Origin of the sequence: Microcoleus sp. D3_18_C4 (assembly GCF_036702355.1) — a bacterium.
Lineage (GTDB): Bacteria > Cyanobacteriota > Cyanobacteriia > Cyanobacteriales > Microcoleaceae > Microcoleus.
Genome location: NZ_JAUBTF010000008.1, coordinates 68,110 through 94,715, shown reverse-complemented (window position 1 = coordinate 94,715; position 26,606 = coordinate 68,110). Strand labels below are relative to the sequence as shown.

Genomic DNA, 26,606 nt, shown 5'->3' with positions numbered 1-26,606 from the left:
AACAATATATTCGTGGGTTAATACCATAATTCGCTGGCTTGAAGATCAGCCTTTACCCAATCGACAGGCTGTGAGGTTTGATTTATTATTATTGGCTGGTATGTACGATCATACCCAAGCATCTTAAAAACAATGCGTACCAGAATATCGTATAAATGATAAGTAATTCTTACAACATCATGTATATCGTATGTTTTTTCTTGGAAGCTAAAGTCACCCGTATGCACTGCAATTCCACGATATCTAGACAGAACACTGCTCCAATGAGTCCTTCCATCAGCTCGTGGGTTACTTTGATAGTAGGCATCAATAATGTCAGCATCATGTAAACCCAAATGCTTTAGTAAGTCAGTTACAGCTAGACCGAAATCCCTGTCTATGTTGCTAGAGTTAATCGTTTTATCAGCAATTTTATTAAGTAACTTGCTTTGCCCTGAATCACTTGCAGCTTGTGCCACAGAACGAATATCTTGTGCCGCAGACCTAAGAGTTTTTTTGACGAACTCCTTATAATCATCATCTAAGCCAAGAAGTAAATTTTGTGTGTCTAGCTTATAGTGCTGACATAAATAATCAAAGGCTCGACAAATTTTATTTAGCTTGTCTTCAATAGTAAGGCTATGTGAACTGCTTTGAACTAGGTCAAATATTACAGAACCTAGAGGTTCTTTTCCATAAGGCGTTGAAGACTGAGCGCCGGTGAGTAAATAGCCAGTTCCCTGATTATATTGTTCCGAAATAGTAGTGTGTCCTATTGAAAATTTTGGCTGACCGAATCTCTTATGGATGCGTCGGACAAGCCCACCATTAGCATCTCTAAATTCAATCCAAGGAATTCCTACCTCAGAACCAGTAGCAAGACTCAGTAAAGGGAGAAGACCGAATGGTAGCCAGTTCGTCACTTTATCTATGTCAATGGATTCAGAGCCAACTTCCCCAACCATTACCGCTGTGATTGTACGTTGCACCTGACCAGAGTACAGATTTTTTTTACGTTCCTTAAAATCAAGCAATTGTTGAATAAATCCCTTAGTTCCTTTGAAATCAAAGACAATTAAACGATGAATATTGAAAAAAAGCTTCCTGAATAATGGTGTCCATGTAGTATTCTCTGCATCGTCAAGCCTGGGAAGAATACGCAGGGGATGGCAATCAAGCTGTGAATTTAGCTGAGTAAAATCTGAGATTAAGTTAAATATTGGAAATACCCAATATTTAGGAAGTTCAGCATTTATATTGTCAAAATATGAAGGAACCAAATAAAATTCAACTCTCGTGTTATCCCCGCCCAAACTACTGATAGGGTTGTAGACTATACTTCCTTGTGCGGAATAGGTTCCATCAGGAGTATTGACAGTTAAACTTTTACACGGGTTGCTTCCAAAACGATTGGTAGAAGAGAAACTACCCTCTTCCTCGGCGGGATCTGCATTAAAGAATTCTATACAATTAAAGCTGAGGGGCTGTTCAGTATGGTACTTGGCTACGTTCATTTCAATACTGGAATTACCAAATTCATCAAAGTAAATTTTAACCCTTCCTTCGATATATCCTTTAGGATTTTCAAACTCAGCCCGTCCTTCTCCTTCATAGTCAATGTGGGTTAAGAACCAATTGTTATTGACACCGTTATTGTTGTTATTGGAACTCATGTCATTACTCCTGGCATTTTTTCTATTTGTTTAACTCGATTTTATTCTTAAAAATACTTGGTGATTTTACCTCACGAATAACTGCCAACCTGCGAGCTTTCTCCTGATTCATCAGATAGGATGAACTAACACATTTCGACTCCATCCTTGCTCGATAGTATAGCGAATGTAGCACTCGCGCTCAACAGGAGCTTTCACAGCATTCAGAATGCGGAGATTATGCCCCCAAGGAATTTGTGCAAGAGGTGCTTGCACAAGGCTGTCGCCAGAAACCTAGTTTTTTTTCTCACTTCGCCGTCAAATGCAGCATCTTCTCGTCCAAACCCTCCTCCTCCTCCAATGCCTCCGCCCTCACATACCTCTCAGGAGTTAAAACCTAACACTTACCGTTTTGCTTTTTTGTTGCGTTTTGACTCCGCACAAGTGTTACAACTCTTCTGGAAAGTACATTTGCAGCAAATCTGCCCCGCCCTAACCCAACTGGCCTAACTTCTCCAGAACTTAGGTAAAAAGCACCTAAAGTATGATGCGAAACTCTGGCAAAACTCTTATTCTATAAATCGATCGGGCATTAAACCGATATCCACAACCGCCAAGATTTATTGCCAAAAATTAAATCTTTCCGGCGAAAACTTGCTATTTACTGAATAAGACTTTAAAATCCAGCTATGTAAATCAAAATCTCAATGAGCAGCCCTGCAAGCACGAACCCGAAATGGGTCGCAAGTGCCAAAAAGCAGCAAAAGCTACCTTTTTTAAGTCTTTCAACAGCAAAGCATTGGCAGAAAAACCCAGGGATCGACGGTTGGCATCTTGGAACGAATGCTTTGCTCGCCATACTACAAATGTATCAAAACTTGTCAGCCAAATTTAGCCCGAACAGATGCCTAGCTGTAACTCTTGCTGCGTAAGGTTTCAGTTTCTAATTAGGCTGGTTTTATTGTCTTTAACTACTTGAGGATTCGCTCGCATGGTTTCGATTTCTACTACTCAATCCGATGTGCTGCCTTTGTCTTCGCCAACCGTAACGGCTGCAACCCAAACCAGCGTGGCTGCTGCAACTGGGGTGTGCGTGACGGTTCACGGTCACTTTTACCAGCCGCCCCGGGAAAACCCTTACCTGGACGCGATCGAACGCCAAGCCAGCGCCTCTCCAGCCCACGACTGGAACGAACGCATTGACATCGAGTGCTACCGCCCGAACGCCTTTGCCCGCATACTCAACGATCGCGGCGAAGTCGGGGGGATCGTCAACAACTACGAGTATATGAGCTTCAACATCGGGCCGACCCTGATGAGCTGGCTCGAACGCTACGACGCGGAAGTCTACCAGCGGATTCTGGAAGCCGATCGCAAAAGCTGTCAGCGCCTCAACGGTCACGGCAACGCGATCGCCCAAGTATACAATCACATCATCATGCCGCTGGCTAACGAGCGAGACAAATACACCCAAATTCGCTGGGGGATCGCAGATTTTCGCTCCCGATTCAATCGCGATCCCGAAGGAATGTGGCTCGCCGAAACCGCCGTAGACTACGCCACCCTCGAAGTTTTAGTCGCTGAAGGCATCCGCTTCATTGTCTTAGCCCCCTCCCAAGCCGAACGCTGCCGCCCGCTAATCGGGCAAAACCACGAAGGAGAACCAGCGGAAAATTCCGAATGGCACGAAGTCGGCGGCGGCCAAATCGATCCGACTCGCCCGTACCGCTGCTATTTGAAGCCAGAAATGCGGTTGATGGCTGACCACCAACTCTCGCCGCTGAGCACTCACTATTTTGGCCGCCAGCACTCCCAAAATTCTGCAGCCCCACCTGCCAACACTCCCTACATTGATATCTTTTTTTACGACGGCCCGATCTCGCGAGATATGGGCTTCAATGACGTTCTCAGCAGCAGCCACCATTTGGCAGGGCGCTTGGGTCAAGCAGTACGGGGAGACCACCGACCGGCTCAATTAATCTGCGTGGCGACGGACGGCGAAACTTTCGGCCACCACAAAAACAGTACAGAAAAATGCCTCGCTTACGCCTTCACAGAAGAGTTTCCCCGCCGCGGCTGGACGGTGACGAATTTTGCTCATTATTTAAGTCAAAATCCGAGCGCTTGGGAAGTGGAACTCAAACCCGTGACGGCCTGGAGTTGCTCTCACGGGGTCGATCGCTGGCAAGATGATTGTGGCTGCGGTGGTGGCGGCGGGTGGCACCTCAAATGGCGCCGCCCTCTGCGAGATACTCTCAATTGGCTGCGCGATCGACTGATTCCGATTTACGAAGAAGCGGGGCGCAAGCTGTTGAGCGATCCCTGGAAAGCCAGAGATGAATATATTGAGGTCATCCGGGATCGATCGCCCGCTAACGTTGACAGTTTCCTTCAACGCCATCAAGTGCGCCCCCTCGATGCCTCCGAACAGGTGGACGCCCTGCGACTGCTGGAAATGCAGCGCCACACCCTGTTAATGTTCACTAGCTGCGGCTGGTTTTTTGAAGAAATCTCGCGGCCAGAAGGCGTGCAAATTCTGCGCTACGCGGCCCGGGCGCTGGAATTGGCGGGCGAAGTTACCGGCGTCCAGCTAGAAAAGGATTTTGTCGCTCAACTAGCCCTCGTACCCAGCAACGTTGACTATTTCCAAACAGGGGCCGAAGTTTACCGCAAACTTGTGGTGACAGCCCAAATTAGTCTCAGACAAGTGGCCGCCCACTACGCGATTAGTTCTCTGTTTGCCAAATATCCCCGGGAACAGCGAGTTTACTGCTATCAGGCCCAGCAGGAAGACTTCCAAATTCAGCGCATGGGCTCGATGACTCTGGCTGTGGGTCAATTGCAGTTAACCTCGGAAATTACGCGGGAAACAGAGATTTTTGTGTTTGCTGCGTTGCACCTCGGCGGCTGGGACTTCCACTGCTGCATTCAGCCTTTTGGCAGCCGCCGGTCTTACACTATGCTCAAAGAGCGGTTGTTTGGAGTTATGCAAGAAGCTTCGGCGGCCCACGCGATTCTGGAAATGGTGCGCCTGTTTGGGGATCAGTCCTTTAGCTTGCGGGATTTATTTGCTGAGGAACGCCACCGGATCGTGCAGTTGCTGAGTCAGGAAAATTTGACTCGGTTGGATCAGCTTTACACTCAGGTTTACCGCGAAAACTACGGGGTGATGATGGCGTTCCACCGAGACGAGTTGCCGGTACCTGTAGAGTTACAGGTGGCTGCTGAGGTGGCTTTGGGACACCGCTGTTTGACGGCGGCCAAGGCGCTGGAAGTGGAAACGGAGGATGTGGAACCGCTGCTGGCAGAAATTGAGGCGATCGCCACTGAAAGCGGCCATCTCCGCTGTCGGTTGAACGTTCCCGAAGTCAAGGAAATTTTGGAAAAGATGGTTTGGCGATCGCTAGACGCGCTGCTGCAAGCAGGATCGGGTGTGGATGAGCGCTCGCCTGTCAAGTTGGAAGCTGATATCCGCACGATCGAGCGTTTGATTGCTGTGGGCGATCGGCTGAGTTTAGGCTTGTGTTTGGACAAATCGCAGGAACTGTATTTCGATTCTCTGTACAGCCAAATTGTGCCTCTGTGCTTGGGCTGGCTGCAACGGCAAGATGCCTCGGCGGACGAAACTGCGGTGGCTGCTGTTGCCTTGGAGATTGCACGTTCAGGCGGCGGCTGGGAGTTGTCTTCGATCCGGCAGTTGCTGGAGTTGGGTCAAACCTTGGCTGTTGATGTTGAGTGTTGGTTAAATCAGTTAAGTAAATAGTTTTCTGATTAGCCTGCATCTATTCCTGCCCTTGAGAATCCGCCCGATCGAGCTTTAAAGGCCGATCGGGCTTGCAGGATCAACCGAGAATAGATCTGTCTTGCGGCTTCCCGGGATCGCGGCGGGCGATCGAAGCACCGACAGGGAACCGCCAAGTTTGTTTAAGTTTTCGCTCTACTTGTGGGAAGATAAAAAGACTGTAGCCAAAGCGTACAGGTGTTCTGCACTTGCACGCTTTGTATAGTTTGGAAGAAAGAACACTAAGTTTAAATTTATGAAAGTTGGCGATCGCGTTTGCATTAAAAACTCTGTTGTTGTCTACCACCACCCTGAAAATCGCAGTCAACCATTTGATATTAAGGGTATGGAAGGAGAAGTCGTGGCGATCGTTCACGAATGGCACGGCCGACCTGTCAGTGCTAATTGGCCGGTTCTAGTTCAGTTTGACAAAAAATTTCGAGCTCATTTCAAAGAGGATGAGGTCGAATTGATATCTTCGGAAGTCTAGCTGTTTGATCCCCGACTTCTTAAAGAAGTCGGGATCTTGGGGTTCGGTTGTTTAAAGTGGGATTAAGTTAATATTCGTAATTTATTTAATCCTTAATTTTTCGACCCTCTGCGGCTGAACCAACCTAAAATATTCCAATCTCCCTGCATTTTCTGCAATTCCTGCTGATGCTGCTTGGCTGTAGCGTAATACCACTGGCAGTGAAGTTCTAGTTCTTGACGGTACTTAATTTCGTCGTAAAACTCGCGGACAATTTGGTGTCTCTGAAAAATTTCGGCCGCGGGAGTCGGTTCTGGGGCAATGTTTTGCAACTCGTGGGGCAGCATGATTGTTTGGGGGCGACGGTGGCTAATATTGGCTGTATTGACTTTAAGCTAGCACACTGAATCAATTTTGGATTTGGGAAGTGACTTAACAGTTGAGACTACTTAAATTCTTCCATCCAAAACCCCAAATTTAAAATTCTGTTAAAGCCATCCCCGCAGCCGATAAACGATTAAGCCGATGTATTCTTTCAAAGCTTTAGTTGACTGGTTTAACTGATAGGTATCCGGCAATAAATCCAAGGCGACTGCTTGCCAATTGCTTTGGGATGCTGCGATATCCTGCTGCGTGATTTGAAAGTCTGTTGGTGCCGCAATTGCTTTTATTCCCTGACGCTGGAAAATTAAGAGCGATCGAGTCATGTGCATAGCCGATGTCACTAGCAAAACCGGTCCTTTTATAGCTTTAACATCTAAAATTTTCCGCACGTTGACGGCATTTTGATAAGTGTTGTGTGAATCGGGGTCTTGCAGAATTGCTGATGCCGGTACACCCATTGTTTGGGCAATTTCTGCCATGTCTGCCGATTCGGGAGACCCGCCGCCTTTCCAATCTACTCTACCGCCGCTGAGAATTAGCAAAGGAGCTTTGCCTTGCTTGTAAAGTCGGGAACCGTAGATTATTCGATCGCCCGCTTCCGCTAATTCTACCCAAGGACGGGGAGGTAAAGCTGCTTTGACACCGCCACCCAAGACGATAATCGCTTCAGCTTGGGGGAGTTCGGCGGTTGGTAAGTTTTGCCATTCGAGCGATCGAACTAATGATTTTGAAACCCAACCGCTACTTCCGAGCAGTAAAATAATTAGAGCCACAGCAATTGGCGCCGCCGCCCATTTGGGACGCTTCCAAAGTGTGATTAAAGCCGCCATCATTAACAGGCAACTTAACCCCAAAGGATAAATAAACAGTGGCAGGAGTTTCGAGAGAAATACAAACATTAAGCAAGTAATTCAAATTGCTCGTTAGTGGAAATGGGGAATGGGTAATCGGTAATTAGTAATTTAGCTGGCGAGAGTTGTTAACTTTTAGTATTGAGTTAGGAATTTTGAACTCTTTAACTTAAAACCGCGCAGCGTTACGAGGCAGGAAGCAATCTCCATACTCAAAACTATTAGAAGTGCTAGCGACGATCCTCTGGCCCAGATAACCAGCCAAACAATGTAGCAGCATCAGCCCTAGAGGTTTTGCTATATTTATGGCCGTCCCTTTGCACTACTTCTTTATTGAGGATAGCATCCGAGGTTTTGTCCTGGGAATTCATATTCGGGTTGAGTAGTAATTCGTTGTGCCACCAAGCGACAATTAAACCTGCTGCCACGCCGCCGAGGACACCAAGACCGAGACTCAGGAGCAGCTTACATCCTACTAAGCGAAACCCAACGGTAAACAACACAAACCATATCAGCGCGGGGCTAAACCCCTTGGAGTCTCCGGTAAATTTTGGCATAAGCTGCAAGTTTTGTTTGTAATAACACAGAAAGATATTTACAATATTAGCAGACAATCAAATTGCCAAGGGCGATCGAGCTGCAACTACTCCCCACAAATCTCGTTTAATTGTACCTCTAAGTCTGGGGCGGTATTTACAATTTTTACAGAAATTTGCTCTAATTCTGTAAAAGGTTCAAAAGCTGCTTGCTGCGAACTCAATAGTTCGGCTGTCGCGTCGGCAATATCGCCCCTGCGCTGTTGCAGTCGTTCTCGCAATACTTCAATTGGTGCGGTGCAGTAAATAATTTGCAGGGGCAAGCCGTGGGATTGAGCCTGATTAATCGCATCGGTTCTCAAGTTTTGGCGATCGAACTTTGCATCTAAAATCACATCCCAACCTCGGTCAGCCAAAATTATCCCCAACTCTAACAATCTACCATAAGTCTGCGCGGTCATTTCATCCGAGTACAAATCTTGTCCGCCGCGTTCATTTAAAGAAATCCCGCCTAAATGTTTGCGAACAGCATCCGAACGAATATGAATTGCCCCAGTGCGGCGAGCCAAATATCGAGCCGCTGTACTCTTGCCAGAACCAGACAAACCGGACATCAAAGTTAACTTTCCCCGGTGCGATTGTGTGTATTGCCAAGCCAGTTTATAGTAATGAGCTGCTGTCTGTGAAAGCTCTGCTTTTTGGTCAGTTGAAATAGCCGGATCGTCCAACATTAACGAAGTTACTTTCGCTCTAACATAAGCTTGACGGCTCAAATACAGAGGTAACAGTTGCAGTCCTTCCCAATCCCCTGTTTGTTCGATGTAAGTATTCAGAAAAGCATTACCCAAGTCTCTGCGTCCGCGCGATTCCAAATCCATTACTGTAAAAGCCACATCGTACATCACATCAACAAAGCGAAAAGGTTCGTTAAATTCTATGCAGTCGAATAGCAATATTTTATCTTGCCACAATGCTAGATTCCGCAAGTGTAAATCTCCGTGACACTCACGAATTTTATTATTGGCAATCCGCAGGTTAAATAACTCTTGATTTTCCGCAAAAAACGCATCAGTATAATCTTTGGTTTCCTGAAATTGGGCTTGACTCTGCGGCCCGCCGATATATTTTTGCGAAGTCAGGTAATTGTTGTCTATTGCTGTACGAATCTGACTAACTTCGCCAAATGTGCGAATGTAGCTATTACTAATTGCCGTGCTGTGAAACTTGGCAACTTCCCGCCCTAAGTCTGCCATAATTTGCTCGGTCAACAGTCCGCGTTCCAACAAACTAAGCAACAGCGAATCTTGAGGAAACTCCCGCATTTTCAGTGCGTATTCTACAGCAACTTCAGCCGGAGTTATAGCAGGTAAGTTGCTGCCCAATTGAAACGAATCCCCAATTTGAACAATTGGCAAAACTTCTAGATAAATTTCCGGTGCAGTGCGTCGGTTCAGCAGCAATTCTTCCTTGCAGAAATGGTGCCTTTTCTGCAAGGAAGAATAGTCCAAAAAGCCAAAGTTGACTGGTTTCTTGATTTTGTAAGTATAATCTCCTGTCAGCAGGACAAAGGAAGCGTGAGTCTGAATTAGCTGCACTGGTTCTGTCACCCCGTGCGGATAAAAACCGGGCTGCAACATTTGCTGAATCAGAGGTGGGAGACAAGTCATAGCGATTTTAGATTTTGGATTTTAGATTTTAGATTGGGGATTTTGGATTTTGAATTTTAGATTTTAAGTTGGGGACTTTAGATTGGGAGTGGGGATGTTGACTTTAATCCGATTTATTATAGAGTTGATAGTTAGTGTAAAAAAAAAGCAGCGATGACAGAAAATAATCAAGATTCCCGTTCGGTGGATGTGTTTGGGGTAGGCAATGCCCTGGTAGACATTCTAGCATTGGTGGAAGATGAATTTGTACTCGGCCACGGGCTGAATCGCGGCGGGATGACGCTGATGAATTCGGAAACGCAGGGGGGGATTTTGCACGATTTAGAGCACAATTCGCTGCAAATGCGATCGGGGGGTTCGGCGGCAAATACGATGATTGGTTTGGCTCAGAGCGGCGGTAAAGCGTATTATTCGGGGAAGGTTGCTAAGGATACTAACGGAGAATTTTACCGACAAGATTTGCTGGCGGCGGGGATTGATTTTAACGTGCATCCTGCTGCTGAGTCGAACGGGCCTACGGGTACTTGTGTAGTGCTGACTACGCCGGATGCGGAACGCACGATGTGTACTAATTTGGGTGTTTCTACTACTCTGGCGGCGACTGATATTGATGTCGATCGCCTGAGTCACTGCAAGTACAGTTATGTTGAGGGCTATCTTTGGGATGCTCCCGATCCGAGAAAGGCTAGCATTGAGACGATGGAACAGTCTAAGCGTCTGGGTGTGAAGGTGGCTTTTACTTTTTCGGATGGCTTTTTAGTCGATCGATTTGCTGATGATTTTCACAAGGTGGTTTCGGAATATTGCGATGTAATTTTTTGCAATTCTGATGAAGTTCGGAGCTTTTTTAAGGAGGAATCTTTGTCAGAGTGCGCTCGGAAAATGACCGAGATTTCGGATTTGGCTTTTATCACTAATGGGGATAAAGGCTGCATGGTGGTGGAGAACAAACAGATTGTTGATGTGGCTGGATTTCCGGTAAAGGCGATCGATACTGTGGGTGCTGGCGATGCTTTTGCGGGCGGTGTTTTGTTTGGAATTACTAATGGTTTGAGTTCTACACAAGCGGCTCGTTGGGGCAATTATTTGGCTTCTAGGGTGGTGCAGATTCACGGGCCGCGTCTGGAGGGTTCTCAGGCTCATCTTTTGAGTGAGGTGATTTCTGGTTAGGAATTGAAATGGGCGATCGCTCTTTTTGTGTTAAGGGCGATCGCACTTTTGAACAGCAGATGCACGCGGATGGACGCGGATGAGGGAAAGGGCGATTAAGCTTTTGGAATGTCTAACAGGTGAGGTATCTGATTATTCAAGAAATTGTTGGAATCACGAAGTTTTCCTGAAGCTTCAAATCAGCCATACTGAAAGTGCCATTCAGCACAGCCAGATATTCATTAGTTCCCTTAACCTTCAGTGCAGTCCGCGCGCCACCGTTGTTAAATGACTCCAAATCAATCATATTGGCTTTCAATTCACCTGCTAACCCAATCTTATCAACACCACCAAAGCCAATAAAGCTATTTCCAAAATCGGTAATGATATCAGCATCACCTATGCTAGAAGCAGTATCGCCTCGTGAAAATACAAAGGTGTCGCTCCCAAAACCGCCTGTCAGCGTATCTTTATTTTTGCCACCAATCAGAGTGTCATCGCCCCTATCACCTGAAAGGAAGTCGTTACCTTCACCACCAAAAAGGATATCATTATCTTTTCCTGCATAGATGGTATCGTTCCCTTGATCACCGTAAAGGGTATCGTTTCCTGTAGTGCTGTAAATGGCATCGTTTCCTGCGTCCGCTAGAATATAATCGTTACTGAATTCACCAATCACGTAGTCATTTTTAGGCGTTTCGTAAGATATAAAGTCATTTTCACCTGACGTTTTTGCATTCCTGACTTTAAGTTGAATTGGCTCGTTAGGTTTTTTAACAGAAAGAACCCCTTCATGTGCCAATCCATTCTTTGCATCTTCAGAATTATAAATTAAGGTATTCTGCCTTGCGTTAAAGGTTTGGCTGTTGAGGATGCGGTTTCCTATTTCGCCTTTTTCCTTGATTAACTCCGTAAATGTTTTAATAACTGCAAAATGCTCTTCACCAGAATCTATGATATTACCAAAATCCATTTGGAACGAATTTAGTGATCCCGCAGCAAGGCGTTGATTTCCTCCAAGACTTTTCGCACCAACAAAGGCTAGGGAATTACGGGCGATATCCTGGAAGAATTCTGGGCGGTCTACTTTTGCTGTTCTTCCATCTAAATCGTAGCTTGCTGTGTAACCTGAATACACATCTATATTCAATTGTGAAGGAGGATCGAGCGCTATTATCGTGTTAATTCCAGTTGCATTGGGTATGACACTTTCACCTTTTCTATTAGTGCCTAATGTATAAATCCTTCCCATTTCACTACTGACGAGTGAGCCAAGGCTATGGCCTACTATTTTTAGATTTTCACGAGCTGCTTTACCATCAATTCCATACTCTTGTTCTAGCTTTTTAACGGCCCATTCAGCAACAGGGCTTGCCCACTTAGCTGCAAAGTAGTTGCCTAAGCGAGCGGTAGCATATGTAGAGTTTCCATTGTCCTTTGGCAATCCACCATTGCTAGAAGCATCACTCCAGTCTAGTAACAAAACTCGATCGTTAGGTTTTGCATCTTTAAGTGCTGTTTCTAAATCTGGAAACCTGTCAGATGTATCATTCCATCCATGAATCAGTACCCAAGTATTTTCTGGTTTAGGTGATTCGCTAAGTTGCCTAATCTCTACTTTTCGTGTCTTTTTTTCTGGGTCATTTTTAATTCCTTCCTGCCAGAATCCATATTTAAAATCATCGAGCTTGTCAAGTTCGCGAATACTTGTATTGAAGCCAGATAAATCTGAACCCAATTGAACAGCCAAGGGGGCGGTATCATTGATAGCAATTAAATTTTTTATACCATTTTTTAAAATCTTATCCGTGTCTGAGTCAACAAAATCAGCCGTGACTGTGTTTGGTAGCTTTTCCTGAAAGGGAGTTACAACCGTCGGGGGTGTCGGAGTTGGAGTTACAACCGTCGGAGGTGTCGGAGGTGGAGTTACAACCGTCGGGGGAGTTGGAGTTGGGGGAGTTGGAGTTGGGGGAGTTGGTGTTGGAGGAGTTGGTGTTGGAGGAGTTGGTGTTGGAGGAGTTGGTGTTGGAGGAGTTGGTGTTGGGGGAGTTGGTGTCGGGGGAGTTGGAGTTAGAGTCGCAGATGGGATAGACCCTGCACCAAGAATGTAATCATCAATGTTAATATCTGCAAACTTAATATCTGTAAGATCTTCTCTATACTCAAGACCTGTAATTTTTTTATCGAAAGTCCCTTTTCCAGTTGTGGGATTGATAATGATACGCTCATCGAGTGTGAAACCAACAAGAGTGCTTCCCTCAAAGGACAATCCCCTCAAATCACCAAATCCAGTCTCACCAATCAGAGTGGATTCACCTGTTAAGGACACAGAGAACAAAACGCCTAATTCAGCAAACAAAAATCGGTTATTAACAGGATCAAATACTAGGTCTGTAGGTGTAGTTGCAGGCCCAAAAAAGGTGTTGAAGTTGGTGATTGATGATGCAACTCCAGTCTGAGGGTTAATGGTGTATAATCCTGGAGAGTCACTAGCTCCGTAAAGTGTGCGATCGGGCGAAAATTCCAGAGAGGTCATCGTCGCGTCAGAAGGCAAATTACCAATTAATGAGGATGAGCCTGAGCCTGGATCGAGGCTGTATAACTGGCTACCAACTGAATCTTGCTTAATACTCAAAATTTTATTGTCATTAGAGAAAGCAATATCATTAAAAGATCGTAATTTAGTTTCTGGATCGGCAAAAGTTCCTATCGGCACAAATCTTCCTAATGGATCAACTGTTCCTGCTCGTCCGTTTACCGTAACAACTAGGGATGATGCAGTTCCTAACGAGTTAGTTATGATGGTATAGTCTCCTGTCTCGTTCGCATTCAAGCTAGTAGCTCTGATCGCGTAATTGACACCAGGAACTACTGTAAATTTTAACTGTGAATTCTTACTACCGAGAATATAGTTATTATTCTCGGCAATTACTTCACCTGTTGAAGCATTTACCAATTGTAGGTAAGCGTCAAAAGCTGTTGCGCCGAGGTTAACTTGAACTTGCTGCCAATTGGAAACCCCTGTCAAGGTATAGTCATCGGAGAAGTTACCCAATCTTTTGGGGTTATTAGTATCAGTGCTACTCAAACTCTCATCAATGAATTGCCCTAAGCTAATATTCGTCATAATCCCATCTCCTCAAAAATATAGTTACCTCAAAACCAGCAAAGCCCGCCTAGCAAGCCTTCCTAGATATCTATCAGGGCCTTCATCTGCTTTTTATGCAGTTCGCCCTATTCTTGTAATAAAACTTTACATCGCTCCCAACAGCTGATCGGCCGTATCCCCGATCGCCCGCCAGATGCACCGTCAAACGTAGCTGACAGCCAAACACATCATTTCACAATACTCCAAAATCCTGAATCTTTATCGGCTAAACGGCTCACAATTTGGCTCAACATAAAAGGCTCATTTGGCTCACCCAATCATGTAACATTATTTACTAAGGCAGAGTTTCCGTAGAGGAGTAGCAATGGCAGGCTTGCTCAGAGCATCCGAAGAAGGGCTAAAAATCATTGACATGGTAAGACGCAATCTCGGATGGAATAAAAGTGAGGATACCTGGTGTAAAGCCGCTCTAACTTCAAAAGCCACTTTAAGGAGGTTTTGGGCGTAAAACCGAATTCGACGCGAAACATTTATCGATATTTGCAAAGCTGTAGGAATCAATAACTGGGAAGATATTATCGAGCGCAATGATATCAAACAAACAGAATTACTTTTAGCCGCCGCGATCGCAGATATCCCCCAAGACAACCAAAACGATCGCACTTTCCCCCTCCCCGACAACTTACCCCCCGTCAGAAATTGGGTACAGCGCACCAAAGAAATCGACATCTTAAAAACTACTATTATTAACTCAGACATCACCGCCATCTCAATTGTCGGATTACCGGGAATCGGCAAAACCACCCTCATCAGCCAACTAATTCGCCAACTCCACACAGAAAAAACCCCCTTCACCTGCGCCGCTTGGCAATCCTTGCAATCGGCAACAGACAAAGCACCCCCCTGCGATCGCACAATTGACTCGCTGCTATTCACCCTCTCCAACGGCGACATTACCGCAGCCGTCACTGCTCAAGATGACTCTTTCAAAAAAACCGAAAATCTGCTCAAAATCCTCAGAGAAAAACCTTGCTTGCTCGTTTTCGATCGCGCCGACACACTTTTGAAAGCTGGAGAGGCAAAAGCGGCTGGTTATTTCGCAGAGGATTGTGCAGAATATGCTTGGTTATTCAAACAACTATTAGAAACAGAACATCAAAGCAAAATTATTTTCACCAGTCGCGAAAGCTTAGCCGAATTGCCGTCAACAGTCACCCGCGAAATCCAGCTAAACGGATTGGATCGAGATAGCGCAATTTCCCTGTTGCAATCTTTTAATCTGACTGCAAACCCAGAAGAATTAGCCGAAATGGGCGATCGCTATTCTGGACATCCCAAAGCCTTACAACTCGTCGCAGCCTTGATTCGAGACGATACCGAGTTTCAGGGAAATGTCGGGATTTTTCTGCACCCGAGAGACTGGTTGCTGATTCGAGATATTGAAAGAGCGATCGATGAAATGATAGCACGTCTGGGCCACGGCGAGCAAACTTGTCTCAGCCGAATTTCTGTCTATCAAACCTCAGAATATCCCCTATCTTTTGCGGGAATTAGCGCTCAAATGCCAGAAGTTAGCAAGTATGAACTCCAAGAAAATATTATTCAGGGACTCAAACGCCGACAATTGCTATATTACGATCACCACCTCAAATCCTATCAGTTGCATCCGCTAGTTCGAGAAAAGGGCGAGTACCTGCTAAATCAAAACGCTGAAAATCTCCGTACCGCCCACAGCGAAGCCTATAACTATTATATCAGCATTCCGATCAAACCGGAATCGGAATGGCAAGAAATCGAGGATATTAAGCCCCTAATCAGAGCGCACTATCATGCTTCTCAAGCAGGAGATTTAGATGCAGCAAATGCGATTATTTCTGAAGTTTGTGAGTATTTGCGACAGTGGAATTGTGCAGAGTTGGTGTGTGGAAATATAGAGTTGCCGTTGTTAACAGAGGTTAAAAACATTAGCCTTTCAGGGGCGGGCAAGATGCCCACCCCACAAGAAAATTAAACTCTTGTGGAACGGGCATCTTGCCCGTTTCCATAGTCCGCGAAGGCGGACTTTGTTTGTGTAGACGCGGTTTCAGCCGCCGATTTTAGGGACTTCAACCACTAGAATAAATCCCTCTTTCTTGCAGTTGCTGCATAAAAAACTCTTCCAAAGTAGGCTTAGCCAAATTCATCCCAATTAGCTGCCCTCCCGTACCGCTCAGACTAGAAAGAAACTCCTTCGGATCGCCCTGCAAATGACCGTACCACAAATCATTATCAACTTCCATATCCGGTATCCATTTTTTCAGGATATTCAAGTGGCCGCCCCTACCTTCAACCCGGTAAGTTTCAGTATTACCGAGAATTTCGTCGATCGCACCAATGCAGATTAACTCACCCTTCGCCAAAATTGCCACTCGATCGCAAATCTTCTCCACATCAGACAATATATGCGAATTAAAAAAAATTGTTTTTCCTTGATTTTTCAGCGATAAAATTATCTCCCGCATCTGATAGCGTCCCATCGGATCTAAACCAGACATCGGCTCATCCAAAAATACCACATCTGGATTGTTAATCAAAGCTTGAGCCATGCCGATCCGTTGCAGCATTCCCTTAGAATACTGGCGCAACTGTTTTTTAATTGCTGCCGATTGAGATAGCCCAACTAAGTCTAGCAAATTCGGAATTCGCTGCCGCTGAATCGAGGGGGGAATTTCAAACAAGCCAGCCGCAAATTGCAAGAATTCCCAGCCCGTGAGATAATCGTAAAAATAGGGATTTTCTGGCAAATAGCCGACTCGCTGCTTCACAGCGCGATCGCCCAAAGGCCTCCCCAACAGCAGCGCCCGCCCAGAAGTGGGGCGCACTATACCCAGCAAAGTTTTCAGCAGCGTAGTTTTCCCCGCTCCATTTTGCCCTAACAACCCGAAAGTTTCCCCCTCAGAGACAGTCAGAGTGCAATTTTTGAGCGATTCAATTTTTTCATTCATCCAGAAGCCGGTACGGTAGAACTTCCCCAGATTAAATGTTTCCACCACAGGGGTAGCTCCGTGCATCTCGGTGTGATTTGGCGCGTCTATAAGAGGTTCCATTTTCGTAAGCGAAATAAGTAGCACCTGATTATATTCTATGGCATAAGTTCAGTAATAATCGCTCTTTTTAATGTTAAGCTAATATTAGCTGTACTGAAAATATTCGGAATATGGATCGTTCAAAAATTATTGCTATTATCACTGGGGTGATTTCTATAATTTTAGCAGTGGCCTACCTGCTGCTCGTCACCCTCCTCGACTTCCGAGGCGAAATGCTGCCCGCACCTCAAAGTCAGTTGCCAGTCTCCATGCCAATTCAGCAATTAGCTAATGCTAATCTGACTTTCCGAGTACATTAGTTATTGGTTATTGGTTATTAATCATTGCAATAATAACTAACAACTAACAACCAACAACTGCCAGCTAACAACTAACTAATACACATGAATTGCTTTCATCATGTGATATGCAACTAGCAACTGCGTCAAAGCTAGCGGGTAACTTTGCAAAACTTCGCCAGTTGTGCCGATAAGTTTGCCAATTTCCGGGTTGCCTTGGGCGGAGCAAAATCCTCGCAGGTGTGGCAACTCGCTACACAACATCATTTCCAGTTCGTTTACTTGCTCGCTGGTAGCGTGCGAGTCTACTTCCAAAACGTCAACTGGTTTGCCCATATCCCGATCGAGTCCCAAGCGAATTGCAGGTTTAAAACTCTCGCTGCCTCGACCTAAAATCTCAGTAAAATCAGGGTGAGGAATTGTCGGTCTGAGCACTAAACGGACGCTCAAATTTGATTCATTATCCGCTTCTGGCGGGTAAAAACTAACTACAACGTCGGCCGATTTGCGCTGAGGACGAATGAAGTCTTCAGAGTCCGGTTCCCGTTTTTTTATTTCTGCAAGCACCTGTTCTTCAGTATAACCGCGCTTCATAATATCGCGCTTAACTTTCCACTGAGTTCGCAACTCTTCGGGAGGAGCAAGATACACTTTTACGTCGTAAGAATCGCGGATTGTTCGGGTTGCGTAACCGAGCAAACCTTCAACTATGACAAATTTGCTGGGCTTGATGTATTCCGGTGGGTCGAATGTACCTGTGGTGTGGTTGTAGATGGGTTTGAGAATTGCTTGTCCGGTACGCAGCAGACTGAGGTGCTGCTGCATGATGTCGAGGTAATTGCAGTCGGGATGCAATGCTGTGATTCCGATTTCGGCCCGCTGCTTTCTGTCGTAGCGATGATAGTCGTCAGTGCAAATCACAGTGACATTTTCTGGCCCCAATACTTGGGCAATTCCCCGCGTCAGGGTGGTTTTGCCCGCTGCGCTGTCTCCGACAATACCGAGAATAATTGGTCGATCGCTCATTGTTTTTACCCGGACGCACAATAGCAAATTTTGTTGTCAATCTTAAATCTTATCAAAGTTGTGTTCGATCCGATCGCTCGGTTTGACTTGATCCCCCGGAGTCTCCCCAATGTGTAAAAATATTGTTATATTTCTTAATATAATGCGGCACGGGAGACTCAGGGAACATCTGATTAAAAAATCACGCCCATTTCTCAACCGCCCAGGAGCTCGATCCTACTTTTGAATCCAGCTCCGCGTCAAAATTTCGGGAAAATTCCCCCTGCAAAGTGTCCGGGTAGTCTCCTTTGTCTTTTGTAGTGCAAATTGCAGCGGTGGGGTTCGTGGGATATTTTTGGTTTCAAAACTTGCCAGCAAGTAGTGAATCAATTTGCCAGTCAATCAATCGATGCTGAGGCTGATCGAATTTATCCGCAATATGAAATTTTAGCCCCAGCTTTCGCTGTTTTGACAAATTAGTATAATAAATTTGAGTTGAGGAGGCAATCATGCCCTCACAAACCTGTTTTTTTTCCTCTTGCTTGCCTTCGGCAATGCGTCTTTCCGTGAAAAAACAATAGGTTTGGACGCACCTGTGCGTAATTTATAAATTTAAACAAATTTTAAGTTTAACTAAGCCCGTAGCAAGCCCATGAATCAACCATCTTCAGAAAAATTAAGGGGCAGTATTTTAATTGTGGACGACAGTCTTAACAATTTATTGTTAATGGAGCTGATCTTATCCAGGAAAGGCTATAAAGTAGAAGCTGCATCTAGCGGTCAACAGGCACTCGATGCTGTGGATTTGGCTCAGCCTGACTTGATTTTGCTCGATATTATGATGCCCGATATGGATGGCTATGAAGTTTGCAGTCGCTTGAAAGCTACCGCTAGCACTCGTGGCATTCCCATTATTTTTCTGACTGCTGTGGTAGAAGCTTCTGAGAAGGTGAAAGCCTTTAAGGCTGGCGGGGCGGACTACATTACTAAACCTTTTCAAACCGTAGAAGTGGTAGCTAGGGTAGAAAATCAATTGCGGCTGCGGGAACTAGAGTTGCAACTGAGGGATAAAAATCTGATGTTGCAGCAGGAAATCGCCTATCGGGAACAGGCAGAAATGGAAACGCGGTTGCTGTTGGAAACAACCCAGTCTCAGAAAGAAGAAATTGAAGAATTGCTATTAAATATTTTGCCAAAACCGATTGCAAAGCGCTTGCAGGAGAGACAAAGCATAATTGCTGACAGCTTTTCGGATGTCAGCGTTTTATTCGCCGATTTGGTGGGATTTACGAATTTTGCATCTCAAAGAAGTGCTGCAGAAACGGTGCAAGTTCTCAATCGAATTTTTAGTCAATTTGACGAGTTGTCGTTACGGCACGGTTTGGAGAAAATCAAAACTATGGGTGACGCTTACATGGTAGTGGGTGGTTTGCCAGAACCGCAGGAAAATCACCCTTTTGCGATCGCCCAAATGGCACTGGATATGCAAGCTGCTGTCGCTAGCTTCAATGTCGAAAACAATCACAACTTTAGTCTCCGCATTGGGATAAATATTGGTGGGGTGGTGGCGGGAGTCATTGGTTTAACTAAATTTAGTTACGATTTGTGGGGCGATACAGTAAATGTTGCTCAGCGGATGGAATCAAGCGGTATTCCGGGGGAAATTCAGGTGACTGCTGCGGTTTACGAGTGTTTGAAAGATAAATTTTTGTTTAAAAGGCGCGGTGTTGTTGAGATTAAAGGTAAAGGAGAAATGATGGCTTATTTGTTGGTGGGGCGAAATTAGTCAGTTGACAGTTGTCAGTTGTCAGTTGTCAGTTGACAGTTGACAGTTGTCAGTTGTCAATTACCACTCATCCTTTCGCTTGTTGCTGTGTGTTTCCCAATCGTCGTATTGGGGCCGCGGATACAAAGGTTCTGGTTCTACTTCTGGTTCCAATTCGGCTGACATTTCTAATTCGGGTTCCGATTCCTGCTGATAGATGTTCAGAGGTTCGACAACGCGGGCGATCGCATCTTTGACAAATGCTTTGACAAACTCGTCTTTCCGATTTAACTGAAACTGCCTTTGCACAACTTCGGTGATGCCACCATCGCCCCAATCTTGGTCATGACGGAAATATTCAATAAAACTTTTACCGGCAATTCTGGTTAAATAAGCGGCGCTGACTGCTTGAATTGCTTTGCCAAGTACAAACCCGGCTACGCTTAATTGCAGCGCCCTTGATACTACTTGAATTACGCCTTCAACTATTCCCAAACTTGCTAGGGTTTTTGCTAGAGACAATGCCAATTCTTTGGCGCGGTCGATATTTAATTCGCAGCCGTAAATCTTGGCAATTTCTACTACCATTTGAGCGTTAACTGCTGCTGTCGCTAACAAATCCACAACAGGCAAAGGCGTGACAGCAATTACTCCGGCTCCAATCCACTGAAATCGCTCTACTGCCTTATCAGCTTGCCGCCTTCTTTGAGCATCAATTAACTTGCGCGCTTGGTCTCCCAAGTGCTGAGATTGCAGCAAAATATTGTCCGCAATTAAGTCTTCGCCTTCAGCTCGCAAAATCGCAGCGACGCGCCGAATTAATGGCATAATATCCGGGTCTGGCTGAAAAATTGTGCCGTCTTCTAGTACAACTTTTTGCGGATTGGCGCTAATGGCGACTACATCCATTGCTGATACAAAACCTTTGACTCGCTGCCGCAGTCGATCGAGAATTTCATCTCTGTCGGTGTCGGGATAAAGGTCAACTTTATTAAAAACCACGATCGACCTTTTGCCAATTTCCGCCAAAGTCCGCAGCGGTTCGTACTCTGATTTTCGCAAATCGCCGTCCAAAACAAATAAGATCAAATCTGCCCTTGCCGCCAACTGCCTCGCCAATTCTTCTCTGTAAGTCCCCGCAACTCCCGCTTCCAAGATACCTGGGGTATCAGTAATTGCTAATTCTCGATCGATTCCTTTCAATTTCAGAGTGTAAGTTTCCCCAACTTCGGTAGTTCCCATCGGCGCGCCCACCTGTCCCGCCATCCGCCCCACCAGCGCATTGACAGCGGAAGTTTTGCCCGCAGAACCGGTGCCGAAAACAACTACTCGAACGCTGCCGCGAGCCATGCTAGCTTCAATTTCGCGAGCTCTCAACAGCAAAGCTTGCCGCGCTACTTCATCTTGAATGCGATCGACTTGTTGCCGAATTGCTTTGAGATTTTCCGAAGCAGCTTCACTTTTCACAACAGGAATCTTCGGAGTAATCGGCCGTTTTCCCTTAACTTTCTGAGGGCGTTGCAGCAACCTAAAATAGTAAACCAGCGCAAAAATTAGCGTTCCCAAAAGTACAATTATCAGGAAAATCAGCAAATTAGCCAGCAGCGGAGAGGCAGACCACGCAACTTGACTGTAAAGCCCTGTTAAGGAACTCACCAGCCCAATAATCAGCCCCAGGGCGAGGCAGAAAGCAGCAATTAAGGTTAATAGGCGCGGCAAAGGCATGAGGGGAGTGGCAAATAAAAGGGTTATGCTTTGATTTTTACATTACGCCGATAGTCATCAGTCATTGCAAATCTAAAATCTAAAATCTAAAATGGCGAAGCGCCCGTTACCGTTAGCGAAGCGATCCGAAGGAAAGCCCGCGCCTACGGGGGCTACGCCAACGAAGAGGATCGTACTGCGCGAGTCCGCAAATCGCGATTCTGTCCGACTGCGGGCGCGGTTTGCGGGGTTTTAGTGGTAGCGGGTGCAGATGGAGTGCGATCGCGCTCTTGCTGCAATTGTAGCTTGCACGATAACTCACCTACAGTTTATCGCCCGCCGCAACTGCAGGCTGGTTTATTTGCATTTACCTACTTATTTATTCGGTGATTTATTCGATCGCGAGTCGAGCCATACTTTTTTATTAAGAATAAAATATCGCATGAAGTATCCAGAAACCCTATTTCTTAAGGTAAGTGCCTCCTGGAAGCTCCAAAAGCGGAAATGAAAAACCGGGTTTCTTAGGCAACGTAAGAGCATCCTAATTTACAAAAATTATCACATAAAATATCAATGCGGTACTCTCAAATTAGCCGCGAGTTAAGTTAGACTGAATTGTCAGTGCGTGAATTCTTCACAGGTTAGCATCTATGCAGCTCAAACATCTAAATCAGCCTTCACAAGAACTCTCTACCTCTTGCGAGCATCACATCAAAGAGAGCCAGCCACTCAAGCCCAATTATTTCGCTCACATAGCCCATTCCTTGGGCAACCTCAGTATTCGCGACAAAATCAGCAGTGGGTACGCACTGGCTCTTTGTGTTGCGATTGGAGGAACGACTATCGGGATGTTGGTGGGCACTCATTACTATCGCAGAACTAACAATCAAGTACACATCGATCGAGAAACTCAGCTTTTAAATAAGTTACAGGTGGCTTTACTGCGAACTAAAAATAGCCAAGAATGGCTTATTTACGGGCTAGAACAGCCCAAAATTTTTGACAACAAATACGAACAACTACAAAACAATATTTACAATTTGAAGGTGTTATTATCTGAAGTTAAGAACTCTAAATACATGGAAGACATAGAAGGCATAGAAAAATTTAAAAAAACTTGCGATTCGCTATTGTCTAATTATCTTGCTCGAATAGAAACAGTTAATAAAAAAATCATTCTATTGCCAAATAACCCCGCTAAACAACTTGTAAAACGTAAGTTGCTGTCGAATTTAGATCGAGATAAAATAGGGTTGGAACTAGATAGGGCGGTCAATGATATAGCAGAAATTATCGATCGCGCCCAAGAGCAAGAAGATGCAGGGCGGGAGGATCTGCTGCGAGCCCAGACGCTGCGGGTGCAAATAATTTTGGGTAGCATGGCACTGTCGATCATCGTTGCAGCAGTGCTGGCGGGCTTCACCAGTCGGGCGATCGCCAAACCCCTCGCCGCTGTAACTAAAATCGCTCAGCGAGTGACTAAAGAATCTAATTTTCAGTTGCAAGTACCAGTTACCAGCACCGATGAAGTAGGAGTATTAGCAGCTTCGCTGAATCAACTCATTCAGAAAGTAAATCAGTTGCTAGAAGAATTGAAATCTGAACAAGAAAGCCAGATACTTCAAAATGAGAAAATGGCAACTTTGGGGCGGATGTTAGCCGGTGTTGCTCACGAAGTTAACAACCCAATCAATTTTATCTATGCCAATATCGCTCCTGGCAGAAATTATGTTGAAGATATTTTAGACTTGCTCAAAACTTACGAAACAGAAATTCCCAACCCCCCGGCCGCAGTTATCACGAAAGGCGAAGAAATAGACATCGATTTTCTCAAAGAAGATTTGAGCAAAATATTTGACTCGATGCAACTAGGGGCGGAAAGAGCAAAAGCTATTATCTTAAGTTTGAAAGATTTTTCTCGCCTCGACGAGGCGGCCCCTCATCCCGTCGATTTGCACGCCTGCATAGACAGCAGTTTGCTGATTCTCAACAGCCGCATCAAACAGGGCATTGAAGTGGTGCGAAATTACGGGAATATTCCGACTGTGGAAGGCTATATGGGTTTGCTTTACCAGGTATTTGTGAACCTTCTCAACAATGCACTAGATGCTGTGGAAGAGAAAGCAAAAAGTGAGAAGTCTAGCTCAGTCGAGGCGAAAAAACAATCGGCTTCGGAGTCACTCCAGGAAGCACCGAGTTTTTCGCCGAGGATTGTGATTGCTACAGAATACTTGGACGACGACTCAGTGGTAGTGCGAATTTCTGATAACGGTACGGGAATAGCACCAGAGAGCCAAGAAAAAATGTTTGAAACATTCTTTACGACTAAACCGAGAGGTGTAGGTACTGGTTTGGGATTGGCAATCGGTCGCGAAATTATCGTTAAAAAACATGGGGGGACAATTAACTTTTGGTCGGAGGTGGGAACGGGGACGGAATTTTCGATCGCCCTGCCGATTAAGCATGAGAATTTAAGGCAAAATACGCTCTTACAACCTCCAATTGATCGGGAATCAAATTCCATCGGCAACGGGAACGCGCCAACCAAGTCCGAAAAGAGAGGAACTGTAAAAACTTAAAAATTATTCGTTTTAATCCCTGTTTCAAAAAAGAATGCAACTGGAAGCACGCTCCGCAATCTGATGTCAGAATTCATTACCCATCTAAAATCTAAAATCTAAAATCTAAAATCTAAAATGGTATGAGATTGCTTAATAACTGGCTGTCGCTACCCCATTAAATGAGTGACAATACCCAAATCACAACTATTTGCAGTAATCTTGAAAAACAGGAGTTGCTATAATTTAAAGTTGAGAAACAACTGTACGGAGCGAAAATTATGGGACTATTTGACCAAATTTTGAGCGCGATCGACAATCCCAACCAACAAGCAAGCCCGAATCAGTTGGGCAACATTCTCGGTGCGGTAGAGCAGTTGAGTGGCAACCAGGGCGTCAATGCGGGTACGACTCAGTTGGCGATGTCGGTTTTGGGCGGATACGTGCGATCGGCATTGCAAGACGTGCGATCGCAGTCAGGAGACGCACAAGCTCAACAACTTGTCAACCAATTTAGCGGCACAAATCCCAATCCGCAAGCGGTACAGAGTTTGTTCGGCGCAGGCCAACTGACGCAGATAGTGAACGATATCGCCCACAGAACCGGTTTAAATAACGCCACAGTGCAGGCGATGATACCTGTTTTGGTGCCGCTCATACTGAATTTGCTACAAACCGGCGGCAACGCCCAAAATCCAGCCCAGGGCGGAAATCCCGTTTTAAATACGTTTTTAGATGCAGATGGAGACGGCGACGTAGATATTACTGACGCCATGTCGATGGCAGGCCGCTTTTTGAATCAGCGCCCTTAATTTGGGATTTTGTAACCGCAGATATCAGCGGATGGACACAGATGAACGCAGATAGGATTTTATCTGCGTTCCGAAGCGTTGATCTGCCTTCATCTGCGATTACAAAAACTCCTACTTTAACCCAAACCCAAATCAGTCACAGCACCAATACTGCTAGAAGAAACCAACTTAGCGTATTTAGCCAAAACGCCCCTAGTATAGCGAGGTTTAGGAGGCTGCCAAAGAGCGCGCCGCTGCTCCAATTCTGCATCAGAAACATTGAGCTGCAACAAGCGATTGTTAGCATCAATTGTAATCGAATCACCCTCTTTTACCAGAGCAATTGTCCCGCCAACTTGCGCTTCTGGTGCAACGTGACCGACCACCATGCCGTAAGTTCCGCCAGAGAAGCGGCCGTCAGTAATTAACCCTACAGAATCGCCCAAACCGGCCCCAATAATTGCCGAAGTTGGTGCTAACATTTCGCGCATTCCCGGCCCGCCTTTGGGCCCTTCGTAGCGGATGATAATCACATCTCCGGCTTGAATTTTGCCGGCTAAAATTGCATCCAAACAATTTTCTTCAGATTCAAATACCCGCGCCGGGCCGGTAATTTGCGGTTTCTTAACGCCAGTAATTTTAGCAACGGCTCCTTCTGTTGCCAGATTTCCCCTGAGAATTGCTAAATGTCCTTGGGCGTACATCGGGTTGTTCCAAGGGCGGATGACATCTTGGTCGGTGCGGGGTTTGGCTGGAATATCTGCTAACACTTCGGCAACAGTTTGACCGGTAATTGTCAGCGCGTCTCCGTGCAGTAAACCCTTTTCTAGCAGCATTTTCATTACTTGAGGAATGCCGCCGGCTTTGTGCAAATCGGTTGCTACATATTTGCCGCTGGGTTTGAGGTCGCACAGCACGGGCACTTTCGCTCTAATAGTTTCAAAATCGTCGAGGGACAACTCCACTCCGATCGCATTGGAAATGGCCAATAAATGCAGCACAGCGTTGGTTGAACCGCCGACTGCCATGATTACCGCGATCGCATTTTCAAAGGCCTTGCGAGTCAAAATTTGGCTCGGTAACAACTGTTTGCGGACAGCTTCCACCAACACTTTTGCAGATTCGGCAGCGCTGTCAGCTTTTTCGGCATCCTCAGCAGCCATTGTCGAAGAATAAGGCAAACTCATGCCCATCACTTCAAAAGCGCTCGACATCGTATTTGCTGTGAACATTCCGCCGCAGGAACCCGCCCCCGGACAAGCATTCTGTTCCACTGCATTGAGTTCTGTTTCGTCAATTTTGCCCGCGCTGAATTGACCGACCGCTTCAAAAGCGCTGACAACGGTTAAATCCTTTCCGTTGTGGTGTCCCGGTTTGATCGTGCCACCGTAGACAAAAATAGCAGGAATGTTCATGCGGGCGATCGCAATCATCGCCCCCGGCATATTTTTATCGCAGCCGCCGACAGCCAGCACACCGTCCATACTTTGGCCGTTGCAAACAGTTTCGATGGAATCAGCAATCACATCTCTCGACACCAGAGAATATTTCATCCCTTCTGTTCCCATCGAGATCCCGTCGCTGATAGTAATCGTACCGAACATCTGTGGCATGGCGCCGGCTTCCCTTGCACCCGCAATAGCCCGCAAAGCGAGCTCGTTCAATCCCATATTGCAGGGCGTAATCGTGCTGTAGCCGTTGGCAATCCCCACAATCGGCTTAGTGAAATCGCCGTCGCCAAAACCGACTGCCCGCAGCATTGCTCGGTTGGGCGCGCGCTGCACGCCCCCAGTCACAGCTTGGCTTCTCAAATTTTCAGGCATTTTAAAATTTCCTTTGTCT

At 45.8% G+C, this 26,606-nt stretch carries 19 protein-coding genes; 8 read left to right on the top strand and 11 right to left on the bottom strand.

All coding sequences use genetic code 11. The annotated features are described in order from the left end of the window. Positions 1 to 17: 17 nt before the first annotated feature. Both QUA90_RS06075 and QUA90_RS06070 read right to left on the bottom strand, forming a co-directional pair. Positions 18 to 1,652 carry a hypothetical protein gene (locus tag QUA90_RS06075; RefSeq protein WP_333444374.1) on the bottom strand — a complete coding sequence of 545 codons (1,635 nt, stop codon included), beginning with the start codon at positions 1,650 to 1,652 and terminating at the stop codon, positions 18 to 20. Between the two features lie 111 nt (positions 1,653 to 1,763). Beyond that, entirely contained in the window at positions 1,764 to 1,907 is a 144-nt protein-coding gene (locus QUA90_RS06070) for a DUF1016 N-terminal domain-containing protein (RefSeq protein WP_333444372.1), read from the bottom strand. A gap of 715 nt (positions 1,908 to 2,622) precedes the next feature. On the opposite strand from QUA90_RS06070, the gene QUA90_RS06065 reads away from it, so the two are divergent. Both QUA90_RS06065 and QUA90_RS06060 read left to right on the top strand, forming a co-directional pair. Continuing rightward, on the top strand, positions 2,623 to 5,394 hold the full coding sequence (locus QUA90_RS06065) for a DUF3536 domain-containing protein (protein ID WP_333444370.1): 2,772 nt from the start codon (positions 2,623 to 2,625) through the stop codon (positions 5,392 to 5,394). 274 nt (positions 5,395 to 5,668) lie between these two features. Beyond that, positions 5,669 to 5,902, top strand: coding sequence for a ferredoxin-thioredoxin reductase variable chain (locus tag QUA90_RS06060; protein WP_333057518.1), 234 nt, complete (start codon positions 5,669 to 5,671; stop codon positions 5,900 to 5,902). Between the two features lie 92 nt (positions 5,903 to 5,994). On the opposite strand, the gene QUA90_RS06055 is transcribed toward QUA90_RS06060, so the two are convergent. From QUA90_RS06055 to QUA90_RS06040, 4 genes are all read right to left on the bottom strand, one after another. Next, a complete protein-coding gene (locus QUA90_RS06055; RefSeq protein ID WP_333214159.1) occupies positions 5,995 to 6,228 on the bottom strand; it encodes a hypothetical protein in 234 nt (77 codons plus the stop codon). Between the two features lie 141 nt (positions 6,229 to 6,369). After that, the gene (locus QUA90_RS06050; RefSeq protein ID WP_333329355.1) at positions 6,370 to 7,164 is read right to left on the bottom strand and encodes a YdcF family protein; all 795 of its coding nucleotides are present in this window, start codon (positions 7,162 to 7,164) and stop codon (positions 6,370 to 6,372) included. 182 nt (positions 7,165 to 7,346) lie between these two features. Beyond that, positions 7,347 to 7,673, bottom strand: coding sequence for a hypothetical protein (locus tag QUA90_RS06045; RefSeq protein ID WP_333329351.1), 327 nt, complete (start codon positions 7,671 to 7,673; stop codon positions 7,347 to 7,349). A gap of 86 nt (positions 7,674 to 7,759) precedes the next feature. Next, positions 7,760 to 9,319, bottom strand: coding sequence for an AAA family ATPase (locus QUA90_RS06040; protein ID WP_333388455.1), 1,560 nt, complete (start codon positions 9,317 to 9,319; stop codon positions 7,760 to 7,762). Between the two features lie 153 nt (positions 9,320 to 9,472). On the opposite strand from QUA90_RS06040, the gene QUA90_RS06035 reads away from it, so the two are divergent. Further along, positions 9,473 to 10,489 carry an adenosine kinase gene (locus QUA90_RS06035; RefSeq protein ID WP_333388458.1) on the top strand — a complete coding sequence of 339 codons (1,017 nt, stop codon included), beginning with the start codon at positions 9,473 to 9,475 and terminating at the stop codon, positions 10,487 to 10,489. 136 nt (positions 10,490 to 10,625) lie between these two features. Here QUA90_RS06035 and QUA90_RS06030 read toward each other — a convergent pair whose 3' ends face one another. Further along, on the bottom strand, positions 10,626 to 13,595 hold the full coding sequence (locus QUA90_RS06030; protein ID WP_333444368.1) for a hypothetical protein: 2,970 nt from the start codon (positions 13,593 to 13,595) through the stop codon (positions 10,626 to 10,628). A gap of 496 nt (positions 13,596 to 14,091) precedes the next feature. Here QUA90_RS06030 and QUA90_RS06025 point away from each other — a divergent pair, with 496 nt between their 5' ends. After that, the gene (locus QUA90_RS06025; RefSeq protein ID WP_333444439.1) at positions 14,092 to 15,588 is read left to right on the top strand and encodes an NB-ARC domain-containing protein; all 1,497 of its coding nucleotides are present in this window, start codon (positions 14,092 to 14,094) and stop codon (positions 15,586 to 15,588) included. Positions 15,589 to 15,682: 94 nt separating this feature from the next. Here the strand turns inward: QUA90_RS06025 and QUA90_RS06020 are convergent, their stop codons facing one another. Continuing rightward, positions 15,683 to 16,663 (bottom strand): ABC transporter ATP-binding protein, encoded by a 981-nt coding sequence (locus QUA90_RS06020; RefSeq protein ID WP_333329340.1) that lies wholly within the window; start codon positions 16,661 to 16,663, stop codon positions 15,683 to 15,685. Between the two features lie 110 nt (positions 16,664 to 16,773). Between QUA90_RS06020 and QUA90_RS06015 the strand changes: the two genes are divergently transcribed. Next, complete coding sequence (locus QUA90_RS06015; RefSeq protein ID WP_333083223.1) at positions 16,774 to 16,962, top strand: hypothetical protein; 189 nt, start codon at positions 16,774 to 16,776, stop codon at positions 16,960 to 16,962. A gap of 75 nt (positions 16,963 to 17,037) precedes the next feature. Here the strand turns inward: QUA90_RS06015 and QUA90_RS06010 are convergent, their stop codons facing one another. Continuing rightward, positions 17,038 to 17,967: a phosphoribulokinase gene (locus QUA90_RS06010; protein ID WP_333083222.1), complete on the bottom strand. Its 930-nt coding sequence runs from the start codon at positions 17,965 to 17,967 to the stop codon at positions 17,038 to 17,040. Positions 17,968 to 18,598: 631 nt separating this feature from the next. Between QUA90_RS06010 and QUA90_RS06005 the strand changes: the two genes are divergently transcribed. Next, entirely contained in the window at positions 18,599 to 19,732 is a 1,134-nt protein-coding gene (locus tag QUA90_RS06005; RefSeq protein WP_333329336.1) for an adenylate/guanylate cyclase domain-containing protein, read from the top strand. A 60-nt stretch (positions 19,733 to 19,792) separates the two neighbouring features. Here the strand turns inward: QUA90_RS06005 and QUA90_RS06000 are convergent, their stop codons facing one another. Beyond that, entirely contained in the window at positions 19,793 to 21,436 is a 1,644-nt protein-coding gene (locus QUA90_RS06000; RefSeq protein WP_333444366.1) for a GTP-binding protein, read from the bottom strand. A 629-nt stretch (positions 21,437 to 22,065) separates the two neighbouring features. On the opposite strand from QUA90_RS06000, the gene QUA90_RS05995 reads away from it, so the two are divergent. Together QUA90_RS05995 and QUA90_RS05990 are read left to right on the top strand one after the other, a co-directional pair. Then, positions 22,066 to 23,994, top strand: coding sequence for an ATP-binding protein (locus QUA90_RS05995; protein WP_333444364.1), 1,929 nt, complete (start codon positions 22,066 to 22,068; stop codon positions 23,992 to 23,994). A gap of 260 nt (positions 23,995 to 24,254) precedes the next feature. Then, positions 24,255 to 24,785: a hypothetical protein gene (locus QUA90_RS05990; RefSeq protein WP_333329327.1), complete on the top strand. Its 531-nt coding sequence runs from the start codon at positions 24,255 to 24,257 to the stop codon at positions 24,783 to 24,785. Between the two features lie 116 nt (positions 24,786 to 24,901). Here QUA90_RS05990 and ilvD read toward each other — a convergent pair whose 3' ends face one another. Further along, positions 24,902 to 26,587 (bottom strand): dihydroxy-acid dehydratase, encoded by a 1,686-nt coding sequence (gene ilvD / locus QUA90_RS05985; RefSeq protein ID WP_333444362.1) that lies wholly within the window; start codon positions 26,585 to 26,587, stop codon positions 24,902 to 24,904. Positions 26,588 to 26,606 lie beyond the last annotated feature (19 nt).